General features: G+C 75.4%; 25 protein-coding genes and 1 pseudogene. 15 read left to right on the top strand and 11 right to left on the bottom strand.

The features are described 5' to 3' along the window. A partial coding sequence (locus GCL84_RS00195) for a PPE domain-containing protein (RefSeq protein ID WP_156753258.1) occupies positions 1–604 on the bottom strand: 604 nt, incomplete at its 3' end. Further along, entirely contained in the window at positions 604–1,017 is a 414-nt protein-coding gene (locus GCL84_RS00190) for a hypothetical protein (RefSeq protein WP_156753257.1), read from the bottom strand. The genes GCL84_RS00195 and GCL84_RS00190, both read right to left, overlap by 1 nt. Positions 1,018–1,103: 86 nt before the next feature. On the opposite strand from GCL84_RS00190, the gene GCL84_RS00185 reads away from it, so the two are divergent. Continuing rightward, the gene (locus GCL84_RS00185) at positions 1,104–1,739 is read left to right on the top strand and encodes a TetR/AcrR family transcriptional regulator (protein WP_197522899.1); all 636 of its coding nucleotides are present in this window, start codon (positions 1,104–1,106) and stop codon (positions 1,737–1,739) included. Between the two features lie 46 nt (positions 1,740–1,785). Here the strand turns inward: GCL84_RS00185 and GCL84_RS00180 are convergent, their stop codons facing one another. Both GCL84_RS00180 and GCL84_RS00175 read right to left on the bottom strand, forming a co-directional pair. Further along, positions 1,786–3,453, bottom strand: coding sequence for a CocE/NonD family hydrolase (locus GCL84_RS00180; RefSeq protein ID WP_156753255.1), 1,668 nt, complete (start codon positions 3,451–3,453; stop codon positions 1,786–1,788). Positions 3,454–3,535: 82 nt separating this feature from the next. Beyond that, on the bottom strand, positions 3,536–4,132 hold the full coding sequence (locus GCL84_RS00175; RefSeq protein ID WP_156753254.1) for a class I SAM-dependent methyltransferase: 597 nt from the start codon (positions 4,130–4,132) through the stop codon (positions 3,536–3,538). A 65-nt stretch (positions 4,133–4,197) separates the two neighbouring features. Here GCL84_RS00175 and GCL84_RS00170 point away from each other — a divergent pair, with 65 nt between their 5' ends. Next, positions 4,198–4,785, top strand: coding sequence for a helix-turn-helix domain-containing protein (locus GCL84_RS00170; protein ID WP_156753253.1), 588 nt, complete (start codon positions 4,198–4,200; stop codon positions 4,783–4,785). A 4-nt stretch (positions 4,786–4,789) separates the two neighbouring features. Here the strand turns inward: GCL84_RS00170 and GCL84_RS00165 are convergent, their stop codons facing one another. Next, a complete protein-coding gene (locus tag GCL84_RS00165; RefSeq protein WP_197522898.1) occupies positions 4,790–7,474 on the bottom strand; it encodes a helix-turn-helix transcriptional regulator in 2,685 nt (894 codons plus the stop codon). Positions 7,475–7,540: 66 nt separating this feature from the next. On the opposite strand from GCL84_RS00165, the gene GCL84_RS00160 reads away from it, so the two are divergent. The 6 genes from GCL84_RS00160 to GCL84_RS00135 are packed head-to-tail and all read left to right on the top strand — an operon-like array spanning position 7,541 to position 12,804. Next, a complete protein-coding gene (locus GCL84_RS00160) occupies positions 7,541–8,521 on the top strand; it encodes an alpha/beta hydrolase (RefSeq protein WP_156753252.1) in 981 nt (326 codons plus the stop codon). A gap of 55 nt (positions 8,522–8,576) precedes the next feature. Then, the gene (locus GCL84_RS00155) at positions 8,577–9,533 is read left to right on the top strand and encodes an alpha/beta hydrolase (RefSeq protein ID WP_156753251.1); all 957 of its coding nucleotides are present in this window, start codon (positions 8,577–8,579) and stop codon (positions 9,531–9,533) included. Further along, positions 9,514–10,383: an NmrA family NAD(P)-binding protein gene (locus GCL84_RS00150; protein WP_156753250.1), complete on the top strand. Its 870-nt coding sequence runs from the start codon at positions 9,514–9,516 to the stop codon at positions 10,381–10,383. Before GCL84_RS00155 ends, GCL84_RS00150 begins: the two co-directional genes overlap by 20 nt. Further along, entirely contained in the window at positions 10,383–11,309 is a 927-nt protein-coding gene (locus GCL84_RS00145) for a DUF5996 family protein (protein WP_156753249.1), read from the top strand. The genes GCL84_RS00150 and GCL84_RS00145 overlap by 1 nt, the downstream gene beginning before the upstream one ends. A gap of 45 nt (positions 11,310–11,354) precedes the next feature. Next, positions 11,355–12,470, top strand: coding sequence for an AAA family ATPase (locus tag GCL84_RS00140; protein ID WP_156753248.1), 1,116 nt, complete (start codon positions 11,355–11,357; stop codon positions 12,468–12,470). Beyond that, on the top strand, positions 12,373–12,804 hold the full coding sequence (locus tag GCL84_RS00135) for a response regulator transcription factor (RefSeq protein ID WP_156753247.1): 432 nt from the start codon (positions 12,373–12,375) through the stop codon (positions 12,802–12,804). Before GCL84_RS00140 ends, GCL84_RS00135 begins: the two co-directional genes overlap by 98 nt. Here the strand turns inward: GCL84_RS00135 and GCL84_RS00130 are convergent, their stop codons facing one another. The 4 genes from GCL84_RS00130 to GCL84_RS00120 form a co-directional block, all read right to left on the bottom strand. Continuing rightward, entirely contained in the window at positions 12,805–13,467 is a 663-nt protein-coding gene (locus GCL84_RS00130) for an ABC transporter permease (RefSeq protein WP_197522896.1), read from the bottom strand. Further along, positions 13,461–13,595, bottom strand: a complete 135-nt coding sequence (locus GCL84_RS30495; protein ID WP_268891310.1) for a hypothetical protein — start codon at positions 13,593–13,595, stop codon at positions 13,461–13,463. Before GCL84_RS30495 ends, GCL84_RS00130 begins: the two co-directional genes overlap by 7 nt. Next, entirely contained in the window at positions 13,592–13,858 is a 267-nt protein-coding gene (locus GCL84_RS00125) for a hypothetical protein (RefSeq protein WP_197522895.1), read from the bottom strand. The genes GCL84_RS30495 and GCL84_RS00125 overlap by 4 nt, the downstream gene beginning before the upstream one ends. Positions 13,859–13,937: 79 nt before the next feature. Further along, positions 13,938–14,441, bottom strand: coding sequence for a sigma-70 family RNA polymerase sigma factor (locus GCL84_RS00120; protein WP_156753245.1), 504 nt, complete (start codon positions 14,439–14,441; stop codon positions 13,938–13,940). A 277-nt stretch (positions 14,442–14,718) separates the two neighbouring features. Between GCL84_RS00120 and GCL84_RS00115 the strand changes: the two genes are divergently transcribed. Further along, positions 14,719–15,318, top strand: coding sequence for a hypothetical protein (locus GCL84_RS00115; protein WP_156753244.1), 600 nt, complete (start codon positions 14,719–14,721; stop codon positions 15,316–15,318). Between the two features lie 9 nt (positions 15,319–15,327). Here GCL84_RS00115 and GCL84_RS31100 read toward each other — a convergent pair. Further along, a pseudogene (locus tag GCL84_RS31100) lies at positions 15,328–15,772 on the bottom strand (hypothetical protein). Between the two features lie 32 nt (positions 15,773–15,804). Then, positions 15,805–17,670 (bottom strand): Hsp70 family protein, encoded by a 1,866-nt coding sequence (locus GCL84_RS00105; protein WP_156753243.1) that lies wholly within the window; start codon positions 17,668–17,670, stop codon positions 15,805–15,807. 145 nt (positions 17,671–17,815) lie between these two features. Between GCL84_RS00105 and GCL84_RS00100 the strand changes: the two genes are divergently transcribed. The 6 genes from GCL84_RS00100 (at position 17,816) to GCL84_RS00075 (ending at position 26,753) form a co-directional block, all read left to right on the top strand. Then, positions 17,816–18,403 carry a histidine kinase gene (locus tag GCL84_RS00100; RefSeq protein WP_197522894.1) on the top strand — a complete coding sequence of 196 codons (588 nt, stop codon included), beginning with the start codon at positions 17,816–17,818 and terminating at the stop codon, positions 18,401–18,403. Continuing rightward, complete coding sequence (locus tag GCL84_RS00095) at positions 18,394–19,059, top strand: response regulator transcription factor (RefSeq protein WP_156753241.1); 666 nt, start codon at positions 18,394–18,396, stop codon at positions 19,057–19,059. Before GCL84_RS00100 ends, GCL84_RS00095 begins: the two co-directional genes overlap by 10 nt. An 8-nt stretch (positions 19,060–19,067) precedes the next feature. Next, on the top strand, positions 19,068–21,233 hold the full coding sequence (locus tag GCL84_RS00090; protein ID WP_156753240.1) for a hypothetical protein: 2,166 nt from the start codon (positions 19,068–19,070) through the stop codon (positions 21,231–21,233). 403 nt (positions 21,234–21,636) lie between these two features. Then, positions 21,637–23,712, top strand: a complete 2,076-nt coding sequence (locus GCL84_RS30490) for a hypothetical protein (RefSeq protein WP_156753239.1) — start codon at positions 21,637–21,639, stop codon at positions 23,710–23,712. 11 nt (positions 23,713–23,723) lie between these two features. Next, a complete protein-coding gene (locus GCL84_RS00080; RefSeq protein WP_235925892.1) occupies positions 23,724–24,254 on the top strand; it encodes a type VII secretion system-associated protein in 531 nt (176 codons plus the stop codon). A gap of 87 nt (positions 24,255–24,341) precedes the next feature. Further along, entirely contained in the window at positions 24,342–26,753 is a 2,412-nt protein-coding gene (locus GCL84_RS00075) for a right-handed parallel beta-helix repeat-containing protein (RefSeq protein WP_156753237.1), read from the top strand. The last annotated feature ends 25 nt before the right edge of the window (positions 26,754–26,778 follow it).

Raw genomic sequence — 26,778 nt, 5'->3', positions numbered from 1 at the left:
CCGCCCCGGCCACCCCGCCGACCAGCGCGCCCTCGCCCGCCACCACCAGCATCCGCTGCCAGTTGAACTCCTGCGGCCGCGGCAGGTTGAGCTTGGTCATCTCGACCGCCGTCGCCGCCTGCCGGATGCGCGCCCCGGTCCCGTCGACCGCGGCGCCCAGCCGCGCGCCCCACTCGGCGAAGGCCGCGGTGGTGGTCGCCGCCGCCGCGGCGGCCGCGCCATCCCACCGCTCGTCGACGGCCTCGGTGATCTCCCTGGCGAACGCGCCGAACCCGTCGGCCAGCGCCGCGCCGAGCGCCTGCCAGCGCTCGCCCTCGGCGTCGAGCGCCTCGGCGCTGACGCCGTCGACCATGGCGTGCAGCTCCTCCAGCTCCCACGCCCGCCAGTCGTCCAGGTCGGTGATCGACGGCGCGTCGTAGCCCGCGCCCGCCGCGTCGGCCCGCCGGTCGCCCAGCCGGGACAGGTCCTCGTGCACGGCCCCGCCGCAGGCGGTCCGCGCCGCCGCGGCCTGCTCCCTGGCCGCGCGGGCGGTCGGGCCGTCCGTGCCGACCAGCGCGGACTGGATCTCCAGCACCGGCAGCAGCGCGCGCTCCACGGCGTCCATCAGCCCACCCGCCCGGTCAGCGACCGCATCCGGTCGGCGGTCTGCTCCTCGACGTCGGAGTAGCCCTCGGCGGTCCGGTCGTAGCGCTCGGCCATGACCGCCAGCAGGTCGCGGCTGCGGCTGAGCAGCGCCACCAGGGAGGCGGGGCCGCCGGTGGCCTTCGCGGCGAACTTGTCGCGCAGGGCCGTGCCGACCGCGCAGTCGCCGAAGCGGCTCTCCTGGGCCAGCCCGCGCGCGGTCGCCAGGGCCTCGTCGATCCTGGCGAGCTGGCTGCGGCACGCCGCGGCGGCCCGCCGGGCCGCGTCCGGTTCCACCGCCACGCCGCCTGCCAGCCACCGGCGCTCGACCTCGTCCAACCCGCCGACCAGGCGTTCGTCGCCCAGCCCCGGCCCACGCGCCCCCGACTCGATCATGCCGACCCCTCACCTTGAGATGGTGACTGCAATCTGAATTGGGAGCATAATCTATCGCTCCGGGTGTCGGGCCGGATCGTGGGTTAGTGTCGGAAATCCCCGTCCCCGGCCAGAGCGAGGTCGCGTTGCCGCGTCCCAGTCGCGTCGAACGCGCCGCGCAGACCAAGCAGGACGTCCTGGCCGCGGCGGGCCGCGTCTTCGCCCGCCGCGGGTACGCCGCCGCGTCGGTCGCCGAGATCGCCGAGGAGGCCGGCTACACCCACGGCGCCCTCTACACGCACTTCTCCGGCAAGCAGGAGCTGTTCCTCGAGCTGTTCGAACAGCGCGTCCGCGACCTCGCCACCGCCCTGTCCGACGAGCACGCCGCCACCCCCGGCGCCCCGGTCGACCGGGTCCGCGCCCTGACGCGGCTGAGCGAGGCCCTGCTCGCCGAGGACTCCGACCGCTTCCTGCTGCACGTCGAGTTCGCCGTGCTCGCCGCCCGCGACCCCGAGCTGCGGGCAGGCTTCCTCGCCCGCGTCGCCCACCTGCCCAAGACGATCCGCTCCCTGATCGAGGCGACCTCGGACGCGGCCGACGACGTGGACCCGGGCGAACTGGCCCTGGGCCTCTACGGGCTGGCCGTCGGCCTGGGCCTGTTCCGCTGGATAGCCCCCGGTGCCGTCCGCCCCACCCTCTACGGCGACCTCGCCATGCGCCTGCTCACCCCGCGCGCCGACTGAGACCGCTTGCCCCGGCCGAGCGGCCGGGGCAAGCGGTCGTCCCAGGTCAGGGCAGGGTGAACGTGACCGGCCCCGCGGGCAGGGGGCGGGTGTAGCCCGCCAGGTAGAGGTCGAGGTACGGGGCCCGGTCACCCTGGGTGGGGGTGTCGTCGGCCGGGTCGTCCAAGGCCAGGTCGAGGCCGGCGGCCGTGACGGTGATCGTGTCGTGGGTGGGGGTGTCGATCCAGTCGCCGCCCGGTTGGACGGTGCCGACCTCCACGGCGAGGGAGTGGCCCGCGGCCAGGGTCCACTCGGTGGACTTGAGGTCGAAGGCGGTGGCACCCGGCTTGAGCAGGGACACCTGCTCGTCGAACATGACGGCGGTGCCGTCGGGGGCGACGTCGTAGAGGTTGACCATGACGTTGCCGCGCCCCTCGGCGGTCAGGGACACGCGGGGGGTGCCGGTGATCCTGGTGGCCTTCGCGAGCGGTTGGGACCGGGCGGTGAAGCTGGGCGTCTGGTCGTCCTCGCCGCCGTGGTCCACATAGGAGCCGCCGCCGAACTCGACGGTCGTCGACTCCTCCACGACCGGCCACGTGTCCTGCGCCCGCCACGCGCCGGTGTTGTCCTGGATGGCGAAGTCCGGGTGGTCGACCGGCGGCTCGACCCCCTTGAGGTGCTCGTCGAAGAAGGACATGGTCTCCTCGAACCAGCCCGCGCGGCCCATGGCCAGCCGCCCGTCGGCGACGCGGTCGTTGCCGCGCACGTGGTCCCACGGGCCGATCCACCCGCGCTGCGGGCCCTCGTGGTTGTCCAGGAACTCCTGGATGGCCTCGGGCTCGGTGTTCCACTCCAGGAGGCCCTGGGTGACCAACAGCGGTGTGTCGGTGCCCTCGGCCCGCGCCGCCAGGTCGCGCGTCTTCCAGTACTCGGACTCCGGGTCCGCGATCCGGTAGCCGGACTCGTTGCGCGCCAGGCACTCCGGGTGCGCCTTCTCGTACTCCGCGTTGGCCCGGTAGCGCTCGTCGGCATCCGGCAGCGGGGGCATCGTGGCGATCCTGGCGTAGCTGGTCGCCACGTTGGCGATGGTCGTGCGGGGGACGCCGTTGGAGCGGAAGTTGCGGTACAGGTCCCAGATGGGCTCCTGGGCGACGACGGCCTTGAGCGCGTCCTGGTCGAGGTTGTTGCCCACCAGGCCGGTGATGGCGTCGTAGGACTTGCCGTACATGCCCACCGCGCCGGTGGACCACGGCTGGCTCGCGGCCCAGTCGATCGCGGCCCTGACGTCGGCCTGCTCGCCCTCCCCGACGAAGTCCAGGCACCCGGAGGAGCCGCCGAACCCGCGCAGGTCGACCAGGACGAGCGCGTAGCCCCGGTCGAACAGGTCGGCGCCCTCGACGAGGTCCTGGAAGCGGTTGGACGGGCCGGTGTGCGACCAGTCCTCCGGCGCGGACTGCCCGGCGTGCCCGAAGTAGGCGCCGACCGAGAGGATCACCGGCAGCCTCTCGTCCGGGGCCCGCCCCTCCGGCAGCAGGACGTCGGCGTGCAACTCGGTGTCGGAGCCGTCCGAGGACGGGAAGTAGTGCTGCGTCCACGCCGCCCCCTCGGGGACGCGGTCGTTCTCCTCGTGCGTGATGGCGGCCGAGGCCGCCTGCTGCGCGGCGGCGGGGACGGCGAGCAGGCCCGCGAGGGTGAGGGCGGCGAACGCCGAAGCTGTCGCTCGAGTTCCGGTCACGGTGTCCTCCTGGGTGGCTGGTGGGGTCCAGGGGACACCTGGCCGCTGCGGCACACTCAACCCCGCGTCGCGGTGACCTGGCTCACGGCGCAGGGGCGTCGGCGCGGCGGGTGGCGCGCACGACGACGTCGTGCAGCGGGTCCGGCTTGCCGGTGACCCGGCGCAGGCGCTCGTGGGCGGTGGTGATCTCCCAGCGGGTGTCGTCCAGGCCCGAGGTGATGTCGGCGAGGGTGACCGAGGCCTCGGCGGGGGTGTGCCCGCCATGGGTGTGCAGGTGGCCGACGAGCAGCAGGGTGCCGCCGGGCGCGACCCACTCGGAGATGCGGTCGTAGAAGGCCAGTTGTGGCATGGCTGGGTGCGCGTAGTGCGTCGTGACCAGGTCGAACCGGGTGCCGGGGGACCACGTGGTCAGGTCTGCCTCGACCCAGCGCACGCGGTCGGACAGGCGCGCGGCGCGGGCGAGCGCCTCGGCGGCGATGTCCACGGCGGTGACCTGCCAGCCGTGCGCGGCCAGCCAGACCGCCTCGGCGCCGGTGCCGCAGCCCGCGTCCAGCGCGGTGCCCGGCGTCAGGCCGCTGGTCTCCTCGGCGAGGTACGGGTGCGCCGCGCCGCCGGGGCCGCCCGCGTGCGCCTGCTGCCAGTGCTGGTCCCAGTAGTCCTTGTCGAATCCGTGCGTCATGGGTCCATCGTGGCCGGCGGGGCCGCGGATCTGCAAAGAAAATTGCCGAATGGCAAAATCGGGGCATGGCAGGGGACCTGGATCGCACGCTCGACGCCGTCGGACCGAGGCTGAAGCACCTCCGGACCCGCCGGGGGACCACGCTCACCGAGCTCTCGGCCGAGACCGGCATCTCCACCAGTACGCTGTCCAGGCTGGAGGCGGGCCTGCGCCGCCCCACGCTCGAACAGCTCCTCCCGCTCGCCCGCGCCCACGGCGTCACCATCGACGAACTCGTCGACGCCCCGCTGACCGGCGACCCCCGCGTCAACCTGCGCCCCGTCGCCGGGGGCGACGGCTCGACCGTCCTGCCCCTGACCCGCAGGCCGGGCGGCATCCAGGCCTACAAGTTCGTCCTCCCCGCCGCCCCCGACGACCGCGAACCGGACCTGCGCACCCACGAGGGCCACGACTGGGTCTACGTCCTCAACGGAACCCTCCGCCTGGTCCTCGGAGAGGACGACCTGATGCTCACCCCCGGCGAGGCCGCCGAGTTCGACACCCGCACCCCGCACTGGTTCGGCGCCACCAGCGCGGGCCCCGTCGAGTTCCTCAGCCTCATCGGCAGGCAGGGCGAACGGGCCCACATCCGCGTCGCGCCGCGCTCGGGGTGAGCGGTCAGCCGCCCAGGACGTCGCGGAGTTGGTGGCGGCCGCTGATCCCGAGCTTGGGGTAGGCGTTGTGCAGGTGGGAGCCGACGGTGCGGGGGGAGAGGAAGAGCTGTTCGGCGATCTCGCGGTTGCGCAGGCCCTGGGCGGCCAGGCGGACGATCTCGCGTTGTTGCGGGGTCAGGTCCCCCAGCGGGTCGGCGGCCGGGCGCGGTGCGGCGGTGACCGCCGCGCCGCTGGCCCGCAGTTCGGTGGCGGCCGCGGCGGCCAACGGGGTCGCGCCCAGGCGGGTGAAGGTGTCCAGGGCCGCGCCGAGCAGGGGGCGGGCCTCCAGCGCGCGGCGTCGTCGACGCAGCCAGCGGGCGTAGTCCAGGCGGGCCCGGGCCCGGTCCAGGGGCCACTGCTCGGCCTCGGGGTCGATCACGGCCAGGCGGTGCTCGCGCTCGGTCTCGGCTGAGAGGGCTGTGCCCTCGCCCGCCAGGGCGACGGCGTGGTGGAGCAGCAGGCGCATCCGGGTCGTGGGCTGGTCGCCGTGGCGGGCGCGGACGGCCGAGACGACGGCCGCGGCGGCCTCGGGCCTGCCCGCGAGCCGGGCGGCGGCGGCCAGGTCGGCGACCGAGCGGTCGGAGAGGACGAAGTGCAGGGGTGCGCCGTCGTCGTCGAAGAGGGCGCGGAGGTGCCGGTAGGCGGATTCGCCGTCGCCCTCGGACAGGGCTGTGACGCCCGCCGCGCGCAGGAGACGGGCGTGGGTGGCGAGGTTCTCGTCGAGGGGGACGCGGTCACACGGCAGCGCGCGGGGGCCGGTCCCGCGAGCGGCCGCCAGCTCCGCGGCCAGCGCCGCGACGTCGACGGCCAGGGGGGACAGCCGGTGCACGGCGGCGATCGCGGCGTACTCCGCCAGGAGGTCGTCGGCGTCGGACCAGTGGCCCGTGGCGATCAGCGCGGAGGCCAGCGCCGGGACGCACCCCACCACCCCGCCGATCGCGTGCGGGTCGTGCGACTGGCCCAGCGCCTGCCGGAACGCGGCGACGGCCGTGTCGGACTCGTCGGCGAACCAGGCCACCGACCCCAGGCTCAGCAACCGGGAGACCTCCGCCTCCCCGGTCAGAACCCGGTGCACGGCCGCGGAGGGTGACCTCGCCACCCGCACCGCGTGCGCCACCGGGTCGCTCTGCACCTCGAGGTTCTCCCGGAACGCGGCGCGCGCCCCGATCGCGTCGAGCCGGTCCAGCAGGGCGGCCAGCGGCGCCCGGTGCTCGGGGAGTCCGGATTGGATGGACACCGCCGCCAGTGCCTCGGCGAGCGCCAGCGTGGTGCCGTCGTCGTGTGGTCGACGCAAAGCGTTGTGCAGCAAGGAGAACGCCTCTCGCTGTCTGCCGGAGAGGGACAACGCGTGCCCGGCGCCCGCGGCGGCCACGCCGAGCACGGCCGGGTCGTCGGTCAGCCGGGTGACGTGCCCGTGCAGCTCCCTGACCCACGCCGGGTCGCCCAGGTCGGCGGCGGCGGTGAGCGCCTTCGCGTACCGGCGGGCGCGCCGCACCGGGTCCGGCGTGCGCTCGGCGGCCCGTTCCAGCGCCCGCGCCGCCGCGTGGACCCCGTCCCGGCGCCTGGCCCGCTCCACGGTCTCCTCCAACGCCGCCGCGACCGCCTCGTCCGGTCCCACCGCCGCTTCGGCCAGGTGCCAGGCCCGGCGGGCCGGGTCGTCGGTGAGCGCGGCGGCGAGGTCGGAGTGGACCTGGGCGCGGTCGCCCGCGGGCGCGCCCGCGTAGGCGGCGCGGCGCGCCAGCGGGTGTGGGAAGTGGACACGGCCGTCGGCGATCGACAACAGGCCCGCCCGTTCCGCGGGCGCCCAGGCCGCCAGGTCGTCGACCCCGGCGGCGGCCATCGTGGCCGCCAGGTCCTCGTGCTCGGCGGCGGCCGCGTAGACCAGCAGCCGCCGGGTCGCGGCGGGCAGGTCGCGCAGCCGGTCGGCGAACATCTCCTGGATGCGCACACCGCGCGGCGAGTCCCCGCCGGGCGGGACCGCCGCCGCGGCGCGCGCCAACTCGACCAGCGCCAGCGGGCTGCCCGCCGCCTCGCGCAGCACGTCCAGCCTGGCCCGGCCGGTGGGGGAGCCGGGCAGGCCGTCGAGCAGCCGGGCGGCGGCCTGCTCGGTCAGCGGCCCCAGCACCAGCACCGGGACGGTCGAGTCGAGGCCCGGTGGGCGCACCGAGCCGCGCGCGGCCAGCAGCACGGCCACCCGCTCGGTGGTGAGCCTGCGCAGGACGAACGTCAGCACGTCGAGGGAATCGCGGTCCATGAGCGCCACGTCGTCGACGAGCAGCAGCAGCGGCGTGCGTTCCGACACCTGGGCCAGCAGGGTGAGCACCGCCACCCGCAGGGCGGCCGGCTCGGGGGAGCCCGCCAACCCGAACGCGCCCAGCACGGCCGCGCGCAGGTGCGCGGCGAGGCCGTCGAGGTCGTCGAGCAGCGGGCGCAGCAACTGGTGCAGGCCGGACAAGGGCTGCTCGGCCTCGGCGGGGCAGCCCTGCGCGGCCAACACCCGCCGCCCGCCCGCCGCCCGCGCGAACGCCAGCAGCGCCGTCTTGCCCGCGCCCGCCTCGCCCAGCAGCAGCAGCGCGCGCGGACCCGGCGCGGCCGCGTCGACGACCGCGCTCACGGCGGCCGCCTCCTCGTCGCGACCGATGAGGTCCACCGCGCCCTCCCAGGAAGCCCAACCCCACTCTGCCCCAACTGTACGATCAGGCCAGAGGTGAGGCGGATGGGATCGGACGTGGGCAGCGGTTCGCCGGATGAGGCGCCGATCGTGCTCGACCCGCGGGTGGCCCGGCTGGTCGCGGCCTCCTCCGCGCCGCCGTACCTGCAGCAACTCGGCCCGGACGACGGCAGGCTCGCCCTGGTGGAGTCGCAGGAGGACAACGGCGACGACCGGGTCGACGTGCGGTTCGGGGTGGTGCCGGAGGGCCCGGCCGGGCTGGTCGGCTACGCGGTGTTCCGGCCCGCGCACGTCCCCGGGCCGCTGCCCGCCGTCGTCTACGTCCACGGCGGGCGCTGGATGCTCGGCGACGCGCGCACGCACGCCCGGCTCGTCCGCGAACTCGTGCTGGCCTCGGGCGCGGTCTTCCTCGTCCCCGAGTACACCCGCACCCCGGAGGCGCGCTTCCCGGTCGCCATCGAGGAGTGCTACTCGCTGTTGACCTGGGCCGCGACGGGCCCGGCCGGGCTCGACCTGGACGGCTCCCGGCTGGCGGTGGCGGGCGACTGCGCGGGGGCGACCATCGCGACCGCGCTCACCATGCTCACCAAACAGCGCGGCGGCCCGCGGGTCCGCGCGCAGGTGCTCTACTACCCGCTGACCGACCCGCGCTGCGCCAGCGGGTCGCACGAGCGGTTCGCCGACGGCTACCTGCTGACCAGCGAGCAGGCCACCTGGTACTGGCGCGAGTACGCCGACCGCTCGGCGGACCTGGCCGAACCCACCGCCGCCCCGCTGCTGGCCTCCCTCGACCAGCTCGCCGGGCTGCCGCCCGCGCTGGTGGTCACCGCCGAGGCCGACGTCGCGCGCGACGAGGGCGAGCAGTACGCGCGCCGCCTGCTGGCCGCGGGCGTCCCGGTCACCGCCACCCGCTACCTGGGCACGACCCACGACTTCGTCTCCCTGCGGGCCCTGCGCGACATCCCCGCCACCAAGGCCGCGGTCGCCCAGGGCGCGGCCTTCCTCGCCGAGGCGCTGACCGGGTGACACTTGCGTCGATCGACCGATGCGCGGGACCGCCCCGGGGGACGAGGGTGGGGGCATGACCGCCGAACCCGTGCTCGAACCCGCCGCCCAGGAATTCGCCGACGCCACGAGCAAACCCCCGTTCCTGCACGACCTCGGCCCCGTCGAGGGGCGCAAGACCGTCGACGAGGTGCAGGCGGGCGCGGGCGTCGAGCGGCCGGACGCCGACGTCACCGAGCTGACCGTCGCGGGCGGACCGACCGGGGAGGTCTCGCTCACCATCGTCCGCCCGGCGGGCTCGACCGCCGTGCTGCCGGTGGTCCTCTACACCCACGGCGCGGGCTGGGTCTTCGGCAACGCGCACACCCACGACCGCCTGGTCCGCGAGCTGGCCGTGCGCGCCGACGCCGCCGTGGTGTTCACCAACTACAGCCTCTCGCCCGAGGCCCGCTACCCGGTGGCCGTCGAGGAGGTCTACGCCGCGCTGACCTGGATCGCCGAGCACGGCGCCGAGCACGACCTCGACGCGGGCCGGATCGCGGTGGCGGGCGACTCCGTCGGCGGGAACATGACCGCCGCGACGACCCTGCTGGCCAAGGAGCGCGGCGGCCCGGCCCTGGCCGCGCAGGTGCTGTTCTACCCGGTGACCGACGCCGCGTTCGACACCGCGTCCTACGACCAGTTCGAGACCGGCTACTTCCTGTCCCGCGAGGGCATGCGCTGGTTCTGGGACCAGTACACCACCGACCCGGCCCAGCGCGCGGAGGTCACCGCGTCCCCGCTGCGCGCCACCACCGACCAGCTCGCCGGGCTGCCGCAGGCCCTGGTGATCGTCGCCGAGGCCGACGTGCTGCGCGACGAGGGCGAGGCCTACGCCGCCAAGCTGCGCGCGGCGGGCGTGCCGACCACGGCCGTGCGCTACCAGGGGATCATCCACGACTTCGTGATGCTCGACGCGCTGCGCGACACGCGCGCCGCGCGCGCCGCGACCCGACAGGCTGGGGAGTTCCTGCATGACGCGCTCCACGGCTGAGACCGCGCCGGTCCTCGTGCTCGGGGCGACCGGCGGACAGGGTGGCGCGGTCCTGCGCGCCCTCCTGGCCGCGGGCCGTCCGGTGCGGGCCCTGGTCCGCGACACCGCGTCGGCCTCCGCCGCCCGCCTGGCCGCCCAGGGGGTCGAACTGGCCCAGGGCGGGTTCACCGACCGGGCGGCCCTCGCCACCGCCATGACCGGGGCGGCGGCGGCGTTCGCGCTGACCACCCCGTTCGAGTCCGGTGTGGACGCTGAGCTGGCGCAAGGCCGGGCCATCCTCGGCGCCGCCGCCGACGCCCGGTTGCCGCACCTGGTGTTCGCCTCGGTCGCGGGCGCCACCGCGGGCACGGGCGTGCCGCACTTCGAGAGCAAGGCCGTGGTGGAGCGCGAGCTGGTGGGCGGGGACCTCCCGCACACGATCGTCGCGCCCGCGTACTTCTACGACAACGCCCTGGGCGGGGCCGACGACATCCGCGCGGGCGTCCTCGCGCTGCCGCTGGCCGCCGACAAGCCGTTGCAGCAGCTCGACCGCGACGACCTCGGCCGGTTCGTCGCCGAGGTGCTGGCCGCGCCCGGGCAGCACCTCGGCGCCCGGTACGAGCTGGCGGGCGACGCGCCCACGCCCGCCGCCATGGCCGCCGCGCTCGGCGCCGCCCTCGACCGGCCGGTCCGGCACGAGCCGGTCCCGCTCGAGTCGATCCGCGGCGCCGACATGTCCGCGATGTGGCGCTTCCTGTCCGCGGACGGCTACCAGGTCGACATCGCCGCCCTGCGCCGCGACCACCCCGCCGTGGGCTGGACGTCATTCGACGCCTGGGCCCACCGCGCGTTCCCCGGAGGTACCGCCTGATGGAGCTGTTCCCGTCGATCCCGTACGAGGGCTGGTCGGACACCATCCCCACGCTGCAGCGGTACGCGCAGCTCGTCGGCAAGGTCCGCCTCGCCGCGAGCGTGCGCCGCAACCACTGGTGGAACGTGCCCTTCCACCTGACCGGCCGCGGCATCACCACCCGCCCGATGGGCCTGGCGCCGACGTTCGCCGTGGACTTCGACTTCCTCGCGCACACCCTCACCGCCACCGCGACCGACGGCCGCACGTCGTCGTTCGCGCTGCCGGGCAACTCGGTCGCCACCTTCCACGCCCACCTGACCGAGACCCTGCGCGCCGTCGGCGTCGACCTCGACATCTCCCGGGCCCGCCCGTTCGACCTGCCCGACGCCGACCGCCCGTTCGCCGAGGACACCGAGCACGCCACCTACGACCCCGACGCCGTCACCCGCTACTGGCAGGTGCTCAGCCAGGTCAACCTGGTCCTGGAGGAGTTCGCGGCACGCTTCTCCGGCAAGACCAGCCCCGTGCACCACTTCTGGCACACCTTCGACATCGCCGTCACCCGCTTCGCCGACACCCCGGTCGACCAGCCCCCCAGCACCGACCCGGTGACCAGGGAGGCCTACTCCCGCGAGGTCGTCAGCTCCGGCTTCTGGTTCGGCGACCCGGACTACCCGGCCCCCGCGTTCTACTCCTACACCGCCCCGGAGCCCGAGGGCCTGGCCGACCACCCCCTCCCCGAGGGCGCGACCTGGCTGCCCCGCAAGGACAGCCACCTGGCCGTCCTGCCCTACGAGGCGGCCAGGACGGCCCCGGGCCCGCGTCAGGCGGTCCTCGACTTCTTCGAGGCGGCCTACCGCGCGGGCGCCACCCTGGCGGGCTGGGACGTCGACGCCCTCGCCTGCGCCAACGGCACCACGGACCCGGTGGTGGCGCTCGGCTGACCCGCTACGCTGGGTGCGGTTGCGACGAGGTCTGGGGTGGGGGTCGTGCGCGCGCGTCCAGGGGGGTTCCTGCGGCAGGTCCGGCTGGACGCGCACGACACCCCGGGCGGCTACCCGTTCACGCTGCCGGTGGTGCGGTGGCTGGCCGCGGCGGGCGGACTGGACCTGGACCCGGCCGTGACCTTCCTGGTCGGTGACAACGGCAGCGGCAAGTCCACCCTGGTGGAGGCGATCGCCGTCGCCGCCGGGTTCAACCCCGAGGGCGGCTCGCAGTCCTTCCGCTTCGCCACCCGCGCCAGCGAGTCCAGCCTCGGCGACCACGTGGTGCTGCGCTGGGGCGTGCGCAAGCCGCGGACCGGGTTCTTCCTGCGCGCCGAGTCGTTCTACAACGTGGCGACCGAGATCGAGCGCCTGCACCGGGAAGGCGGCGGGCTGCTCTCGTCCTACGGCGGGGTGTCCCCGCACGAACGCTCCCACGGCGAGTCCTTCCTCGACGTGGTGGCGCACCGCTTCGGTCCGGACGGCCTCTACGTCCTCGACGAACCGGAGGCCGCGCTGTCGGTGCGGGGCTGCCTCGCCCTGGTGTCCCGGGTCGTCGAGCTCGCGGGGCGGGGCTGCCAGTTCCTCATCGCCACCCACTCGCCCGTCCTGCTGGCCGTCCCCGGCGCGCTGATCCTGCAGATCGACGGCGCCGGGGAGGTCGAGCCGGTCGCCTACGACGAGGCGGCCGACCTCGTGCGCTCCGCGGTCCCGCGCGACGCGGAGCGGTCCTACCGCTGGTGCTGGCTGCTGGTGGCGCGCGGAGGTGCTCGAGGCGCGGGGGGACCTGCGGGGCGCGCTCGAGCAGGTCCTGACCTGCGGTCGGGCGCTGGCCCGGTGGGACATCGAAGGCGAGGCGTACTTCCCCTGGCGGGGCCGGGCCGCGCTGCTGCACCACCGGCTCGGGGAGGCGGAGGCGGCCAGCCTGCTGGCGCGGGCGGCCCTCGACCTGGCGGCGCGGTGGGGCACCGACGGTCTTGTCGGGTCTGCGCTGCGCACCCTCGGGGTGGTCGAGGGCGACACCATGCTGTTGCACGACGCGGTGACCCACGGCGAGAAGTCCCCGGCGCGGCTGGAACTGGCGAAGACGCTGGTCGAACTCGGCGTCGCCCACCGCGGTGACGACGACGAGGCCGCGCGCAGGGCATTGCGCCGCGGCCTCGACCTCGCCGCCGGGTGCGGCGCGTCGGCGCTGGTCGCCCGCGCGCGCGCCGAACTGGTCGCCGCGGGCGGCAGGCCGCGCCGCGACCGCCTGCACGGGCTCGACGCGCTCACCCCCGCCGAACGCCAGGTCGTGGCCCTCGCCGCGCAGGGCAGCAGCAACGAGGAGATCGCGCAATCGCTGTTCGTGGCGCGGCGGACCGTGGAGTTCCACCTCACCAACAGCTACCGCAAGCTCGGCCTGACCGAGCGGTCCCAACTGATCGACGTCGTCAACGCGGACGACGACTGGTGACTACCGGTGCTCGGCCTTGCCGTAGGCGCGGCAGCTCAGCGGCACGGTCACGGCCGCGATGACGGCGAGCACCACCAGCGCGGTGGCCAGCGGGTGCTCGGAGACGACGCTGCCGGTGCTCGCCGAACCCGGCCCGCCCCACAGCTCGCGGCACGCGGTGGTCACCGCGCTGATCGGGTTCCACTCCGACAGCGTCCGCAGCCACGCGGGCAGGCCGTCGAGCGGCACGAAGGCGTTGGACAGGAACGACCCGCACACCAGCACCAGCCCCGACAGCGCCCCCAGCGCCTCCGGGCTGCGCACCAGCAGGCCCAGCAGCACGCCGAACCACAGCATCACGAAGGTGAACAGCACCAGCAGGCCGAAACCCGCCGCGATCGACAGCGCGCCGGTGTCCGGCCGCCAGCCCAGCAGCACGCCGACGACCGAGGCGATGCCGATGCCGATCACCGCCAGGCCCAGGTCGGACACCGTGTGCGCGAACAGGATCACCCCGCGCGAGGTGGGCAGCGACCGGAACCGGTCGACCAGGCCGTTGCGCAGGCTGGTGGCCGTGCCGATGGCGATGCTGCCCACGCACGCGAGCGCGACCTGCGCGCCGACCCCGGCCATCATGTAGTCCAGGTAGTCGCCCCCGCGCACGGAGATCGCGTTGTTCAGCATGTAGCCCCCAGCACCAGGACCATCGTCAGCGGCGTCAGCGTGACGCCGAGGCCCCTGGTCGGCGTCCGCCGCAGGTGCAGCAGGTGCCTGCCGATGAGCGCGGCGGTGTCGCCGAGCACGCCGTTCACGACTTCCTCCCGGTCAGGTCGTGGAACACGTCGTCGAGCGAGGGCTGGCGCAGCGCGAACTCCGACACCGCGATCCCGGCCGCGTCCAGCGCGGTCGCGGCCGCGGCGACCGCGCCGAGCCCGTCCGGGAGCTGTACGGACACCCCGCGCCCGTCGTCCGCCGCGCGCGGCGGGGTGAGGGCGACCGAGCCGAGCACCGTGGCCGCCGCCCGCACGCCATCACCGCCCCGGGCGAGCGCTTCGCCGACAGCGGCGAGATCCACGCCCTGCGCCACCTGCCCATCGCCTTCACCCCGGGCAAGCCCCGGCAGGCGTGAGCGGCGACCACTCAGGAGGCAGCGCTCAGGCGGCTTCCAGGGCGGGCACGGTCGTGCGCAGGGTGCGCAGGGCGTTGTGGACGCGGCTCTTCACGGTGCCCACCGGGACCTGCAGCACCACGGCCGCGGCGGCGGTGGTGCGGTCGGCCAGGTAGACCTCCGCCAGGGTGGCCCGGTGGGTGGTGGGCAGGGCTTGGAGGACGTCCTCGACGAAGAGGCGGTCGACGACCTCGTCGGCGCGCTCCGGGGCGGTCGTCGGGTCGGTGTCGGGCATCTCGACCTCGGCGGGCCGGGCGGCGCGGGCGCGGTGCTGGTCGACGGCGATGTTGTGGGCCACGCGCTTGAGCCAGCCGCGGACCGAGCCCTGGTCGTCGGTGAGGCGGGCGAGGTTGCGCCAGGCGCGCAGCCAGGTCTCCTGGACGACGTCCTCGGCGCGGTGCCGGTCGCCACCGGTGACGCGGGTGGCGTAGGCGAGCAGGGCGGGGCCGTGGGCGCGGACGATGTCGTCGAGGTGGGTGCTGGTGGTCATCTCGGTCTCCCCTGGTCTCCGGCCGTTTCGGCGTTGGGGAAAGACTCGCGGAGATCGCGGGCGGAATCGGTGGGCTGAGCCCTCCACCCCCGGGGGTGGGCCCGCCGATGTCCCCAGGGGTGGCCCCGGCCCCGGGGTAGGGATATCCCGAACGCCCGAGGTCAGGCGGGGCCGGCCCGGCGCCGGGCCCGCGCGGGCGGCCGGGCCGGGGTGAACCCACGGCGGGTGGGGGCCCGTGTGCCGGTCGTCCTGGCCCCGAGGAGATCGGACGGCTCCGATGCCCACACCGCACACGCGGCTGCTCGCCCTGGCGGGCGCGGCGCCCGACAGCTTGCTGGTCGTCGCCCGCGAGGCGCTGGCCGACGGCGAGACCGAGCGGATGAGCGCACTGCTCGCGCTGCTCACCGACGAGGTCCCCCGCGTCCCGGACTTCGCCCCGGCCGCTCCGGCGGAGACGGACGCGGCCGTCGTCGAGGCGCTCGCGCACCTGCCGGTCACGGCCTGCTGGGTCGCCCTGCGGGACGCGCGCGACCCGGTCCACCTCGTCCGGACCGCGGCAGCCGCCGACCTGCCCGCCGTCACCGCCGCGGTGCAGCGCGCGCTGGAGTCTGCGGGGGAGAGCGTCCCGCGCGTCGAGGTCTTCGGCCCGTCCACACCGCTGCCCGACTACCACGAGGCCGCCCTGCTGGCCGCCACGCTCCTGTGGTCCGACACCATCGCCCACGACCTGATCACCGAGGTCGACGAGCGCCAGCACCTGCTGGACTACCTCGGCGACGAGGCGGTCGACCCGGTCCCCGCCCCGATGGCGACCCTGACCCACCTGGACCGCCACCGCTCGGCGCCCGCCCCCGCGCCGCTGTCGCAGGCCAGCTAGACAAGTCGGTCAGTGGTCGTAGGCGGTCAGGGATCGGGTGACGGGTTGTCCGGTGACGTGGTTGTGCCAGATGGCGGCGGTCAACGCGAGGAGGCGTGGTGCAGGAAGTGGTCGAGTTCGCGGGAGACGTAGCCCTTGTCGGCGATGATCAACAGTCCAGGGCACTGGTCGAGCAGGTGGGGTTCGGGGTCGCAGAGGGTCATGAGCACTTGCCGCTCGTCGATCTTGGGGTCGGCCAACGCCCAGGTGACCGGGTCAAGGCCGAGGGCCGCAGGCGGCGGTTGTAGCCGGACTGGCCGGGCAGCTGCCGAAACGCCCCCGGGAAGCGCACCGGCACCGCCCACAACCAGCGGGCCTCGGAGGCGAACCCCAACAACGCCTGGGCCACCGCCAGGGTGACCAGTTCGGAATCGGGCAGCTTCGGTGGCCTGCCCATACGCCGACCACCGGCCAGGCGGTCACCGCCCTGACTCGCGCATTACTCGTCTAGCTGCTGCCGTCGCAGTTGAGGGCGCCCGGCTCGGTCGCCGCCTGCGGCGTCCACCGCACGTTCGCCACCGACAGGTCCAGCGCGGCCTCGGAGTAGATCAGCAGGAACGTGTCGACCTCCTCGGCGTCGAGCCCGTCCGCGACGAAGCACGAGAGCGGGATGCGCACAGTCGACTTCTCGCCCGGCGGCAGGCTGTTGAACAGCGCTGTCGCGTCCACGTGGCCGCCGCACGGGTACTCGCAGTGCACGCCGATGGAGACGTTCGAGGCGGGCGGGGTGGTCACGACCGCGTCGAACACCAGCGCGGTCTCGGCGGTCAGGTAGGCGCTCATGTCCCGGCCGCCGCGGGTGTCCTGGAAGTAGAGCTGGGCCGGGCCCTGGCCCGCCCACGTGGCGTGCAGGCCGTCCTCGTCGCCGACCTTGCCCGGCTCCACCTTGATCTCGGCGTGCTCGGCGGTCCGCGCGCCGCCGAGGTAGGTGCCGCTCCAGTTCTGCGCGGAGCCGATGATGCTCTTGAACGGGGCGACGTCGGCGCGGTCGTAGATCTTGACCTCCGAGATGTCCGAGGCGTCCGTACCGCCCGCGGCCGGGGTGACCTCCCCGCCCGGGGCGTCGTCCCCGCCGCTGGTGAGGAACGCGGTGGCGATGGCGGCCACCAGCAGCACCGACGCCGCCGCGGCCACCGGCACCAGCCACTTCGGCCTGCCGCTGGACGGACCGGGCAGCGACGGCGGCGAGCCCGGGCCGCCCGTGGGCAGCCGCTGGCCGGACGGCGGGGTGACCGTGGGGTCGAGCTGGGCGATCGCGGGCGTCCGCGAGACCGCGGCCGCGCCCAGGGCGACGGTGTACTTGGGGTGCAGGCCCACGCGGACCGGCCTGCCGAACGCGTCGGACACCATCTGCGCCACCAGCGGGATGCGCGACGACCCGCCCGCCAGCAGCACGGCCGCGAGGTCGTCGGGGCGCAGCCCGGCCGAGGCGATGGTGCGGTTGAGCGCCTCGGTGGTCAGCTCCACCGAGGGCTTGATCATCTCGTTGAACTCGACCCGGGACACCAGCAGCTCGCGCTCGCCGCTGGGCAGCGGGACCCGCAGCGTCACGTCCGGCTCGGAGGACAGCTCCTCCTTGGCCTTCACGCACAGCGCGCGGATGGCCGCCAGCGCCTGCGCCGAGTCCGGGTCCGCCGGGTCCAGCGCGGTCACCGCGCCGTCGAGGCGGGAGTTGACGTGCGCCATCAGCGCCTCGTCGAAGTCCATGCCGCCCAGCCGCTCCACGCCCTCCGGCGTGCCCAGGATCTCCATGCCGCCGTCGCGGGCGCGCAGGATCGTGGTGTCGAACGTGCCGCCGCCGAGGTCGTAGACCGCGACCAGCTCGCCCTCGCCGAGCCTGCGCTCCATCGAGTAGTGCGTGGCCGCCGCCTCCGGCTCGGTCACGATCCGCGCCCCGGGCAGCCCGGCCAGCCTCGGCACCTCGTCGAAGTGCTCGCGCCGGTAGGGGCCCCACACCGCCGGGCAGGTCAGCACGACCGAGTCCGGGCCGCCGCCCTCCACGGCGGTCACGTAGGCGACCACCTCCTCGAGCTGCGCGGCCAGCAGCGCGGCGGGGGAGTAGGCCACGCCGCCGATGACCAGCGGCGTCGGGTCGCCGAGCCTGCGCTTGTAGCCGCGCGACAGCCGCGCCGGGTCCTTGGCCCCGACCACCTCCGCGGCGTTGCCGGTCAGCAGCGCGCCCTTCGCGGTCGAGTACACGACCGAGGGAATGATCACCTCATCGCCCAGCGGCACCATCCGCGTGCCCGAATCCCGGGCGACCGCGGCGGCGGTGAACGTCGTGCCGAGATCTATGCCGAGCCCGTAACCCACTGCCGCACTCCCCTGCGTTGCGTTCCCTGCACGTGTTCCCGGCCCATTATCCCGTCGGCGCCTTGCTCGTCCCGCTCACCCAGGGAAACGATCCGGATCGTAATCGTGTCTTCGGCGATATGGGGACATCCCTACCAGACACGGGGTGTTCCCCCTTGTTACCGGCACCCCGTTCGACCACGCTGGGGTGGTGTTCGGACGGCTGCACGGCCTGCTGCTGAGCCGGCTGGGCGCCCTGCCCACCCGGCTCCGCCCGCCGTCGCCCGGCACGACCGAGCTGCGGCACCGGCTGGAGCAGCTCGTGCACGACGGACCGGCGCTGCGCGTGTCGGCCCTGTCCCTGGAGCTAGGCTTGCTCGCCGTGACCGCAACAGACCCCTGCGTGCGCGACCGCGTGGACGCCGCCCAGGACGCAGTCCACCTCGTGCTCGACGACCTGCGCCGGGTCGGGGAGGCGCTCTACCCGCCGGTGCTGACCGGCGCGGGCATCGAGCCAGCGCTGCGGTCGGTGGCCGAGCGCCAGGGCATCACCCTCGACCTCGACCTCAGCGCGCCCGACCTGGAACCCGGCGCCCGCGCCCGGACCTGCCTGCTCATCGCCGACCACCTGCGCACCCTCGCCGAGGGCGCCGCGGTGGCGGTCCGGGTGCGCGCGGGCAAGCGGTACGTGCGCGTCGGCATCTCCGAGGCCGGGTCCGGGCGCAGGCACTGGGCGGTGGTCCGGTGCGCGTAGCGATCGCCGAGGACGGCGCCCTGTTCCGCGAGGGCCTGGTCCTGCTGCTGGAGGCCGCGGGCCACCAGGTCGTCGGCTGCGTCGACGACGGCGACCGGCTGCTGGCGCTGATCGCCACCGAGCAGGTCGACGTCGCCATCCTCGACATCCGCATGCCCCCCGAGCCCGACGGCGGCCTGGTCACCGCGGAGCGCATCCGCGCCATGCGGCCGCAGACCGGTCTGCTGCTGCTGTCGCACTACGCCGAGACCCACTACCTCATGCGCGTGCTGGAGATCGGCACCGAGCGCATCGGCTACCGGCTCAAGGAGCGCGTCGCGGGCGTCCAGGTCCTCAACGACACCCTCGACCGCATCTGCGACGGCGAGATCGTCATCGAGCCGGTGCTGGCCAAGCGCCTGGTGCAGACCCCCGCGGGCCGCGACGGCGGCGCGCTGGACAAGCTGACCGAGCGCGAGCACGACGTGCTGCGGCTGATGGCCGAGGGCCGCACCAACAACGCCATCGCGGGGGAGCTGTTCATCTCGGTGAAGGCGGTGGAGAAGAACATCGCCGCCATCTTCACCAAGCTCGACCTCTCCGGCGACCCCTCCGTGCACCACCGCAGGGTGCTGGCGGTGCTGGCGTACCTGCAGGCCCGCCGGATCGACGGGTAGGGCCGCTGGTGGCTGGGTGGCGTGCGCGCGGACGCGCACCGCACGAGGTGGCGGCCGACGCGCCCGCCGCCCTGCTGGTCTCCGCCCTGGTGCACAACCTCGCCGACCTGGTCTCCGGCGAGGCCGTGTTCGCGCTGCCCGGTTCCGACGGCCTGGCCACGGCGGCGAGCTGGCCCGCGCGGGCGGGATCGCCCCCGGGGGAGCGGCTGGGCGCCGACCTGGCCGAGGTCGCCGACCTGCCCGGCGTGGCCGCGGTCGAGGCGGTGCCGGGCGGCGGGGCCGTGCTCATCGCCAAGCCGGGCCGGGTCACCGGTTCGGACAGCGCCGCGCTGCGCCAGACGGCCGCCTGGCTCGGGCTCGCCGCGCGGCTCGAGCGCACGCGCGCCGCCCGCGACCTGGCCGCCCGCCGCGCCGCGGGCCTCGACGCCGACCTGGCCGCCGCCCGCGAGCGGCTGGCCCAGGTCCGCGACCTGGAGCGGCGCAGGCTCGTCGGGTCGATCACGGCGGTGACCACCCGCGAGTTCGCCGACGTGCGGGCCCGCGCGGGCGAGCTGCGCTCCGCCGTCGACGGCGAGGTGGACACCGCGGCCGCGGTGCTGGCGGTCGAGGGGGTGCGCGACGCGCTCGACGAGCTGATCGACACCTTCCGCGCCGTGGTGCGCGACGTCCACCCGGCGATGCTGCCCGAGCGCGGGCCGCAGGCGGCACTGGAGGAGCTGGCCGCGACCCTGCCCCGGCCGGTCCGCTTCACCGGGTCCTTCGGCGGCCGGGTCGGCTGGGAGGTCGAGTCCGGGCTCTACCACGCCGCCGCGGCCGTGCTCGGCCTCGTCGCCTCCGGGTCCGCGCCGACCCCGGTGTCGGTCGAGCTGGCCAGGGCGGACGGCGTCCTGCGCGTCGCGGCCAGCACCGCCCGGTCCCGCCGCGCCGCCGACCTGGCCACCGCGCTGGCCGACGACACCGAGCGCCTCACCGTCCTGGGCGGCTCCCTGACCTGCGTCGAGTCCGGCGGTGACACGGTGATCACCGTGCTGCTTCCCGAACGGCTCAGCCCGCCCGCCGCCGCGGCCGACACCCGCGCCGTGCTGCTGGAGGGCATCCGCGACCTGCTGGCCCAGGGCTGGCAGTCGGCGCGCGACGAGGCGGAACGCGCGCGCTGGACCGCCGCCGCCGACCGCCTCGGCAGGCCGGTGCGCCTGGCCGTCGTCGGCGCCGCGCGGGCGCCCGTCGTGGGCGCCCTGCTGGGCGTCGAGGTCCCCGAGGCCGCCCAGCCCACCTGGTACGCCTTCGGCGAGCCGGGGACCAGCACCGAGCCGGACGGCCGCGCGGTGGTCCGGCTGCCCGTGGACATCCTCAATGGACTGACCATTGTGGACTTCCCGGGAGCGCCGGACGCCCCGCTCGCGGACGCGCTGTGCGCGCGGGTCGAGGGCTCGGCGCCCGCCGTCGACGCCGTGCTGTGCCTGTCGCGGCCCCTGCCGGGTTTCCGCGCGGCCCTGCGCGCCTGCCCGCACCGCGTGGCCGTGCTGCAACCCAACACCACCCTGCGCCCCCGCCTCGCCCTCGTCGCCGCCACGCTGCGCGAAGACGAGTTCCGAGCGCTGCGCCTGGGCGACCCGATGTCTCCCGGCCTGGAACGCGTGCCGCCCACCGAACGCCCCACCGCCATCGCCGTGGCCAGGGGAGTGGCCGAACAGGAACCAGCCGCCCTCGCCGCCGCCCTGGCCAACCAGAGCGGCCTGACCGCCCTGCGCCGCACCATCGCCGACGAACTCCTCAACCGCGCCGACCTCATCACCGCCCGCCGCGCCCTCACCGCCGTCGACAGCGCCGTGCGCGCCCTCCCCGCCGATCACCCCATCCGCTGGGCCACCGAGCGCCTCCGCCTCGAATCCCACGACATCACCGAACTGGACCTCCTCGACGAGCTGGACCGAGCCACCTTCCCCGCCCACGACGACTGGACAGAGCTGACCCGCCTCCTGGGCGCCAAGGGCCCGGACCCCCGCACCCGCCTCGGCCTGCCCCCCAGCACCCCCGACGACCAGGTCCACGCCGCCGCCGCGACCGCGGCCGACCGCTGGCGCGCCCTGGCCGCCCACCCGGCCACCGGCCCCCGCGCCCGCCACGCCTGCGAAATCGCCATCCGCACCTGCGAAGGCCTCGGCCGCGCCTAGGCCGTGTTTCGAAGGCCGCTGTCCGCGATAGCCGCGCCGGATGCGGCCCCTGACGGAACACCGGTACCGGCACCTCCACCCCGCACCGCCACCGAGCCCCACCGATCACGACTCTCATCGAACGAACTTCCGAAACACGGCCTAGACAGGGGATGGGGGGCCACAGCCGCCGGCCTGTTCGAGGTCGTGCGGTCTCGGCGCGGAGAACCGGCCTGCCCCTCCGGTCCTTGCGGACCTTCCGGAAGGCCCATGGAACCGCTTCGCGGATGGCGCCGCTGACGGCCGTGGCCACGGAGGCCGCCCAGTCGGGCTTGGTGCGCCGAACGGTGAACCCCCAGGAAGACCCCGCCCGTGGAGGAGGTAGAGCCACCCCGCCCGCCGGGGTCCGATCGGAAGGGATTCGATGTCGCTGCTGGCCAGACTCCGCACCCGGCACCAGGGGCACGTCGACTTCGCCGCGACCCCGGTCGGGCACGCGCTGGTGCTGCACGGCCCCGGGGGCATGGGTGAGACCGCGCGGGCGCTGGCCCCCTGTCTGCCCGCCGACACCCAGCGGGAGTTGGTGGTCGCCGATCTGCCCGGCGACCCGACCGCGGCCGCCTGGGGCGCGCTCGCCGCCGCGCTCCCGCGGGGACCGCGCGGCATCCGGCTGGTGATCACCGGGACCACCGTGGAGCCCCCGGCCGACCTGGCCACCCGGTTCGACCGGTCGGTGGAGGTGGCGGTGGAGCCGTTGCCGCGGGGGGCGCGTGCGGTGCTGCTCCTGGGTGCGAGTCGCGAGGGTGGGTGGGTGGGGTTTCCCCGGTCGGCTGGGTTCGCGTGGGTCGTCGCGGGTGGGCGGGCCCCGGGGGAGCCTGAGACGGTCGAGCCGCTGCCTGCCGGGGTGTGGCTGCGGCCCGACGGCGAGCCGCGGTGGATGGCGGTCAACCGGGCTGAGTTGGCGGCGGTGCCGGACCTGCCCGGCACGCTGACCCTGGTCCTCGGCGGCCAGCACCTGCCCCCGCTCACCCTGGACACCGTCGCGCGCTTCTGGTCCACCCTGGCCCCCGCCGACCGCGCCCGGGCCCGCTTCGCCCGCTACGGCCGCGTGCGGCTGCCCGGGCACGACCTGGGCCAGGCGCTCGCCGACGTGCTCGGCGAGGAGGTCGCCTGCTACAACGGCCTGCCCACGAGCGCGGGTGTCCACACCGTCCAGTCGAACGGCTCGCTCGGCTGGAACACCTTCGCGCAGCTCTACTCCCACCGCCCGCACGAGCCCGGCGCCGCCCCGGCGGCCCCCCGCCTCCGCGGACACCGCCCGCCGGCGGCCGGGCTCGAGGAGGTCGCCCCCGGCGTCTACGGCTGGGAGCTGGACGCCGTCGTGGAGGTCGTCCGCGCGGGGCTCTGGGTCCGCTCGCCGAAGGAGCCCGCGCACGCCCCCACGGTCCGCGCCGCCCCCGCCAACCCGGCCACCCACCACCTCTTCCACGACCCGGGCGAGCGGATGCGCGACCTGGCCCACGCCCTCGCCACCCGCCTCGACGTCCAGGTCCGCCTGGTCAACCGCGTGGTCCCCGCCCCGACCCACCTGCCTGCGCCGCCCCGGACCGCACCCCGGCCCCCGGCGGCCGAGGTATCCCTGCCGTGGCTCGCGCAGCTCATCCACACCACCCCCGCGCCCCTGGACAGCAACGATTCCCTCATCTCCCAGGCCCTCCGTGGCGCGTTCACCACCATCCCCCTCCCGGAACCGGAGCTGGACCCCGCCGCCGACGAGGTGTGGGAGTCGGCCGACGACACCGAGCCGAGCAGGCAGAGCGACCAAGAGCACGTGCGCGCCACCTGGCCCGCCGAGTTCGCCGCCGCCAGCGAGCCCGTGGCCTCCGTCCTGGCCGGGCACCCCAAGCTCACCGACCCCGCCGCGCCAGAGGACTCGCTCACCGACGCCATCGCCCTCCAGCTCCACCTCCAGGGCCTCCCCGGCGACGCCGAGCTCGACCGCCGCGCGGCCTCCGCCGCCGCGCGCCTGCCCGTCCACCGGGGCGGCACCCTCACCACCTTCTCCCCGACGCCCGCGCAGTGGGACCTCTTCCGCGAGCGGGACGTGCTGTCCAAGCCGACTCTCCTGCACCTGTTGGCCGCCCCCTGCGCCACGCAGCGGGGTGAGGTCGACCTCCTGGTGTGGTCGATGACCGGCCGCCGTTCGGCTGCGCTGGAACCCGCGGACGGCGCGGTGGCCGACCGGGTCCTGTTCCTCCCCGGGACCCACTTCAAGGTCCTCGACCTCAGCGAGCCCACAGGGGACGGGCGCGGCCGCGTCGTGCTGCGCGAGCTCTCCCCGCTGGAGGTCGACGCCGACGGCGCCGCCGACCCGAACAAGGCGTCGCTGGACCGCTTCGCCCGCACGTCGTTGGAACGCGCGGTCGAGCGCTGGGCGCGTGATGAGCCGCGCGAGCGCGTTCCCGCCGCCGTCGCGCACCAATTCCGCCTGCTGCCATGAGAGGAAGTCCCGTGACGAGCGCACCCGAGCCGGAGACGGACGGCCTGCTCCTGCTCATCGACATCGCCTGGGAGTCCACCGACGCCGAGCCCGACCCGCCGGTGTCCGCCGTGCTCGGCGCCTGGCCGGTCACCGACGGGGTGCGCGGCGGGTTCCAGCCCAACCCCGTCTACACGCCGTCCTCGCCCGACTCGCCGCTGGACCCGGTCGACGCGGTGCTGCGCGCGGCGGCCCGCGGCGAGTCCGCCGACGAGCTGCCCGTGCTGCTGCGCGACGCCGTGCTGGGGGTCGCGGTGGACGAGGAGGGGGACGTGCTCGTCGGCGCGGCGCCCGACGGCGTGCCCTCGGTCCTGGTGACCACCGCGGCGGGCCACCGCGCGCCGGTGGACGCCGCGGGCTGGCTCCGGGTCGACGTGCGGTGGCTCGCCGAGGCGCTGCCCGAGCGGGGGATCGACGTGGTGCTCAACCTCGGTGGACCCGCCGCCATGCGCGTCCCGGCCGAGGTCGTCCGGTCGATCGCGGCGGTGGCCCCGGCCGGGTGAACCAAACCCGCGCGGCGGCGCGTGCAGGTGTTGCCTGCCCGGTGACGGGACGGCTGACAGTGGACCGAATGAGGAGAGGAACCGACCGTGAGCCGCAACGTCGTGCAGGTCTCCCAGACCCCTGGCCGCGGGCACCGCAGCATCGGCGACGCCGTGGCGGGCGCGCCCGATGGCGCGGTCATCCTCGTCGGCCCCGGCCGCTACAGCGAGAACCTGGTCATCACCCGCCCCGTCACCATCACCGCCGAGGACGGCCCCGGCACGGTGCGCCTGGTGGCCGCCTCCGGTGTGGCCGTGGCGCTGACCGCCGACTCCGCCGCCCTGTCCGGGCTGGTCGTGGTGGCCGCCGACGCCGACAGCCCCGCCGTGCTCGTGGGCGCCGGGCAGCTCGGCCTGACCGAGTGCTCGCTGACGGCGTCGAGCTGGACCACCGTGTTCGCCCGTGACGACGGCAGCGTGGTGATGCGCGACTGCGAGGTCCGCAACGAGGTCGGGGCGGGGGTCGTGGTCACCTCGCCGCGCGGGGGGGTGCTGGACAACTGCCGCTTCGTCGAACTGGGCACCTCCGCGGTGGTCGTCGCCGACGACGGCGCCCTGCTGATGCGCGCGTGCTCGCTGGACGGCGCCGGGGGCAACGGCATCTGCCTCAACGGCCGCGGCAGGCTCACCGTCGAGGACACCGCGGTGTCCCGCACGGGCAAGCCCGCCATCGCCATCGAGCAGCAGGCGGCGCTGACCGCGTCGCGGCTCGCGGTGTCCGACGTCGGGGCCATCGGCTTCTACCTGGCCAGCAGCGACCAGGTCGTCCTGGAGGACTGCTCGGTGGAGCGCTCGGGCGGCGAGGGCGTGTTCGTCGCCGAGGGCTGCGCGCCGGTGCTGCGCGGTCTGTCCGTGCGCGGCGCGCGCGGTCGCGGTGTGTTCTTCGGCGGCCGGGCGGGCGGCACCGTGTCCGACTGCGCGGTGGCCGACGTCGACGGCGTCGGCCTCGCGGTCGGCGGCCGCAGCGTCACCGAGTTCGACCGGACCACCGTCTCCGGCTGCGGCACCGGCGTCCTGCTCGACGACGGCGCCGACCCGCTGCTGCGCCGCCTGCGCGTCATCGGCTGCGACGGCGACGCCATCGAGGTGGCGGGCTCGGCCCGGGGCACCCTGGAGAACGTCGAGGTCGACGGCGGCCGCGCGGGCGGGCTCGTGGTGTCCGGCGGCGCGCGGCCCTCGGTCAGCGGGCTGGGCGTGCGCAACACCGCCGCGGCCGGGGTCCGCGTGGTCGAGGCGGCGCTGACGCTGGTCGACTCCGCGGTCGAGGCCGCGGGGGCCGAGGGCCTGCACGCGGGCGCCGGGGCGGACGTGTCCGTGCTGCGGTGCCGCGTGCACGGCAGCACGGGCCCGGGTCTGCTGTTCGCCGAGGGGTCCTCGGGGTCGGTGACGGGCTCGGAGTTCTCCTCCGGCTCAGCCGACGGCATCCGGATCGACACCGGGGAGTCGGTGCGGGTGTCGGGCTGCACCGTGCGCGACAACGCGGGCAGCGGCGTCCGCCAGACCCGGCCCGGCTCGGCCATCGAGGTCATCGACCTGATCACCAGCGGCAACCGGGTCGCCGACGCCTTCGGCACCGCGGCCACCGCCGACGCGGGCCCGGCCGCCCCCGAGGAGCCCAGGGAGCGCGTCGCCGCCGGGTCGGACCCGTTGCTGGAGCTGCAGGGCCTGGTCGGCCTCGCCGGGGTCAAGGGCGACGTCACCTCGCTGGTCAACCTGAACAAGATGGCCAAGCGCCGCAGGGACGCGGGCCTGTCCGCCCCGCCGATGGCCAGGCACCTGGTGTTCGCGGGCGCCCCGGGCACCGGCAAGACCACCGTCGCCCGCCTCTACGGCCAGATCCTCGCCCAGCTCGGCGTGCTCGCCAAGGGGCACCTGGTCGAGGTGGCCCGCGCCGACCTGGTCGCGCAGATCATCGGCGGCACCGCGATCAAGACCACCGAGGCGTTCACCAGCGCCCTGGGCGGCGTGCTGTTCATCGACGAGGCCTACACGCTCAGCCAGGGCGGCGGCGGCACCGGCCCGGACTTCGGCCGCGAGGCCATCGACACCCTGGTCAAGCTGATGGAGGACCGCCGCGACGAGGTGGTGGTCATCGCCGCGGGCTACTCCAAGGAGATGGCGGGCTTCCTCGCGGCCAACCCCGGCATGGAGTCGCGGTTCAGCCGCACCATCGACTTCGCCAACTACACCGCCGAGGAGCTGGTGACCATCGTCGAGTCCCAGTGCGCCCGGCACGACTACCGCCTCGACGAGGCGGCCGCCGACGCGCTGCTGCGCCACTTCGAGGAGATCCCGAAGGACGGCACCTTCGGCAACGGCCGCACGGCCAGGCGCGTCTTCGAGCGGATGACCGACCGGCAGGCGTCCCGGCTGGCCGCCAACGCCACCGTCGACGCCGCCGACCTGACCCTGCTCACGGTCGACGACCTGGAGATCGCCGCCCAGCCCGTGCCCCAGTAGGCCGGTGCCGCGCAGGAACCCAACG

This window comes from Actinokineospora pegani (assembly GCF_009745975.1).
Taxonomy (GTDB): Bacteria; Actinomycetota; Actinomycetes; order Mycobacteriales; family Pseudonocardiaceae; genus Actinokineospora; species Actinokineospora pegani.
Note: the sequence above shows the minus strand (reverse complement) of the source record. Positions and strands in the feature narration are given on the sequence as shown.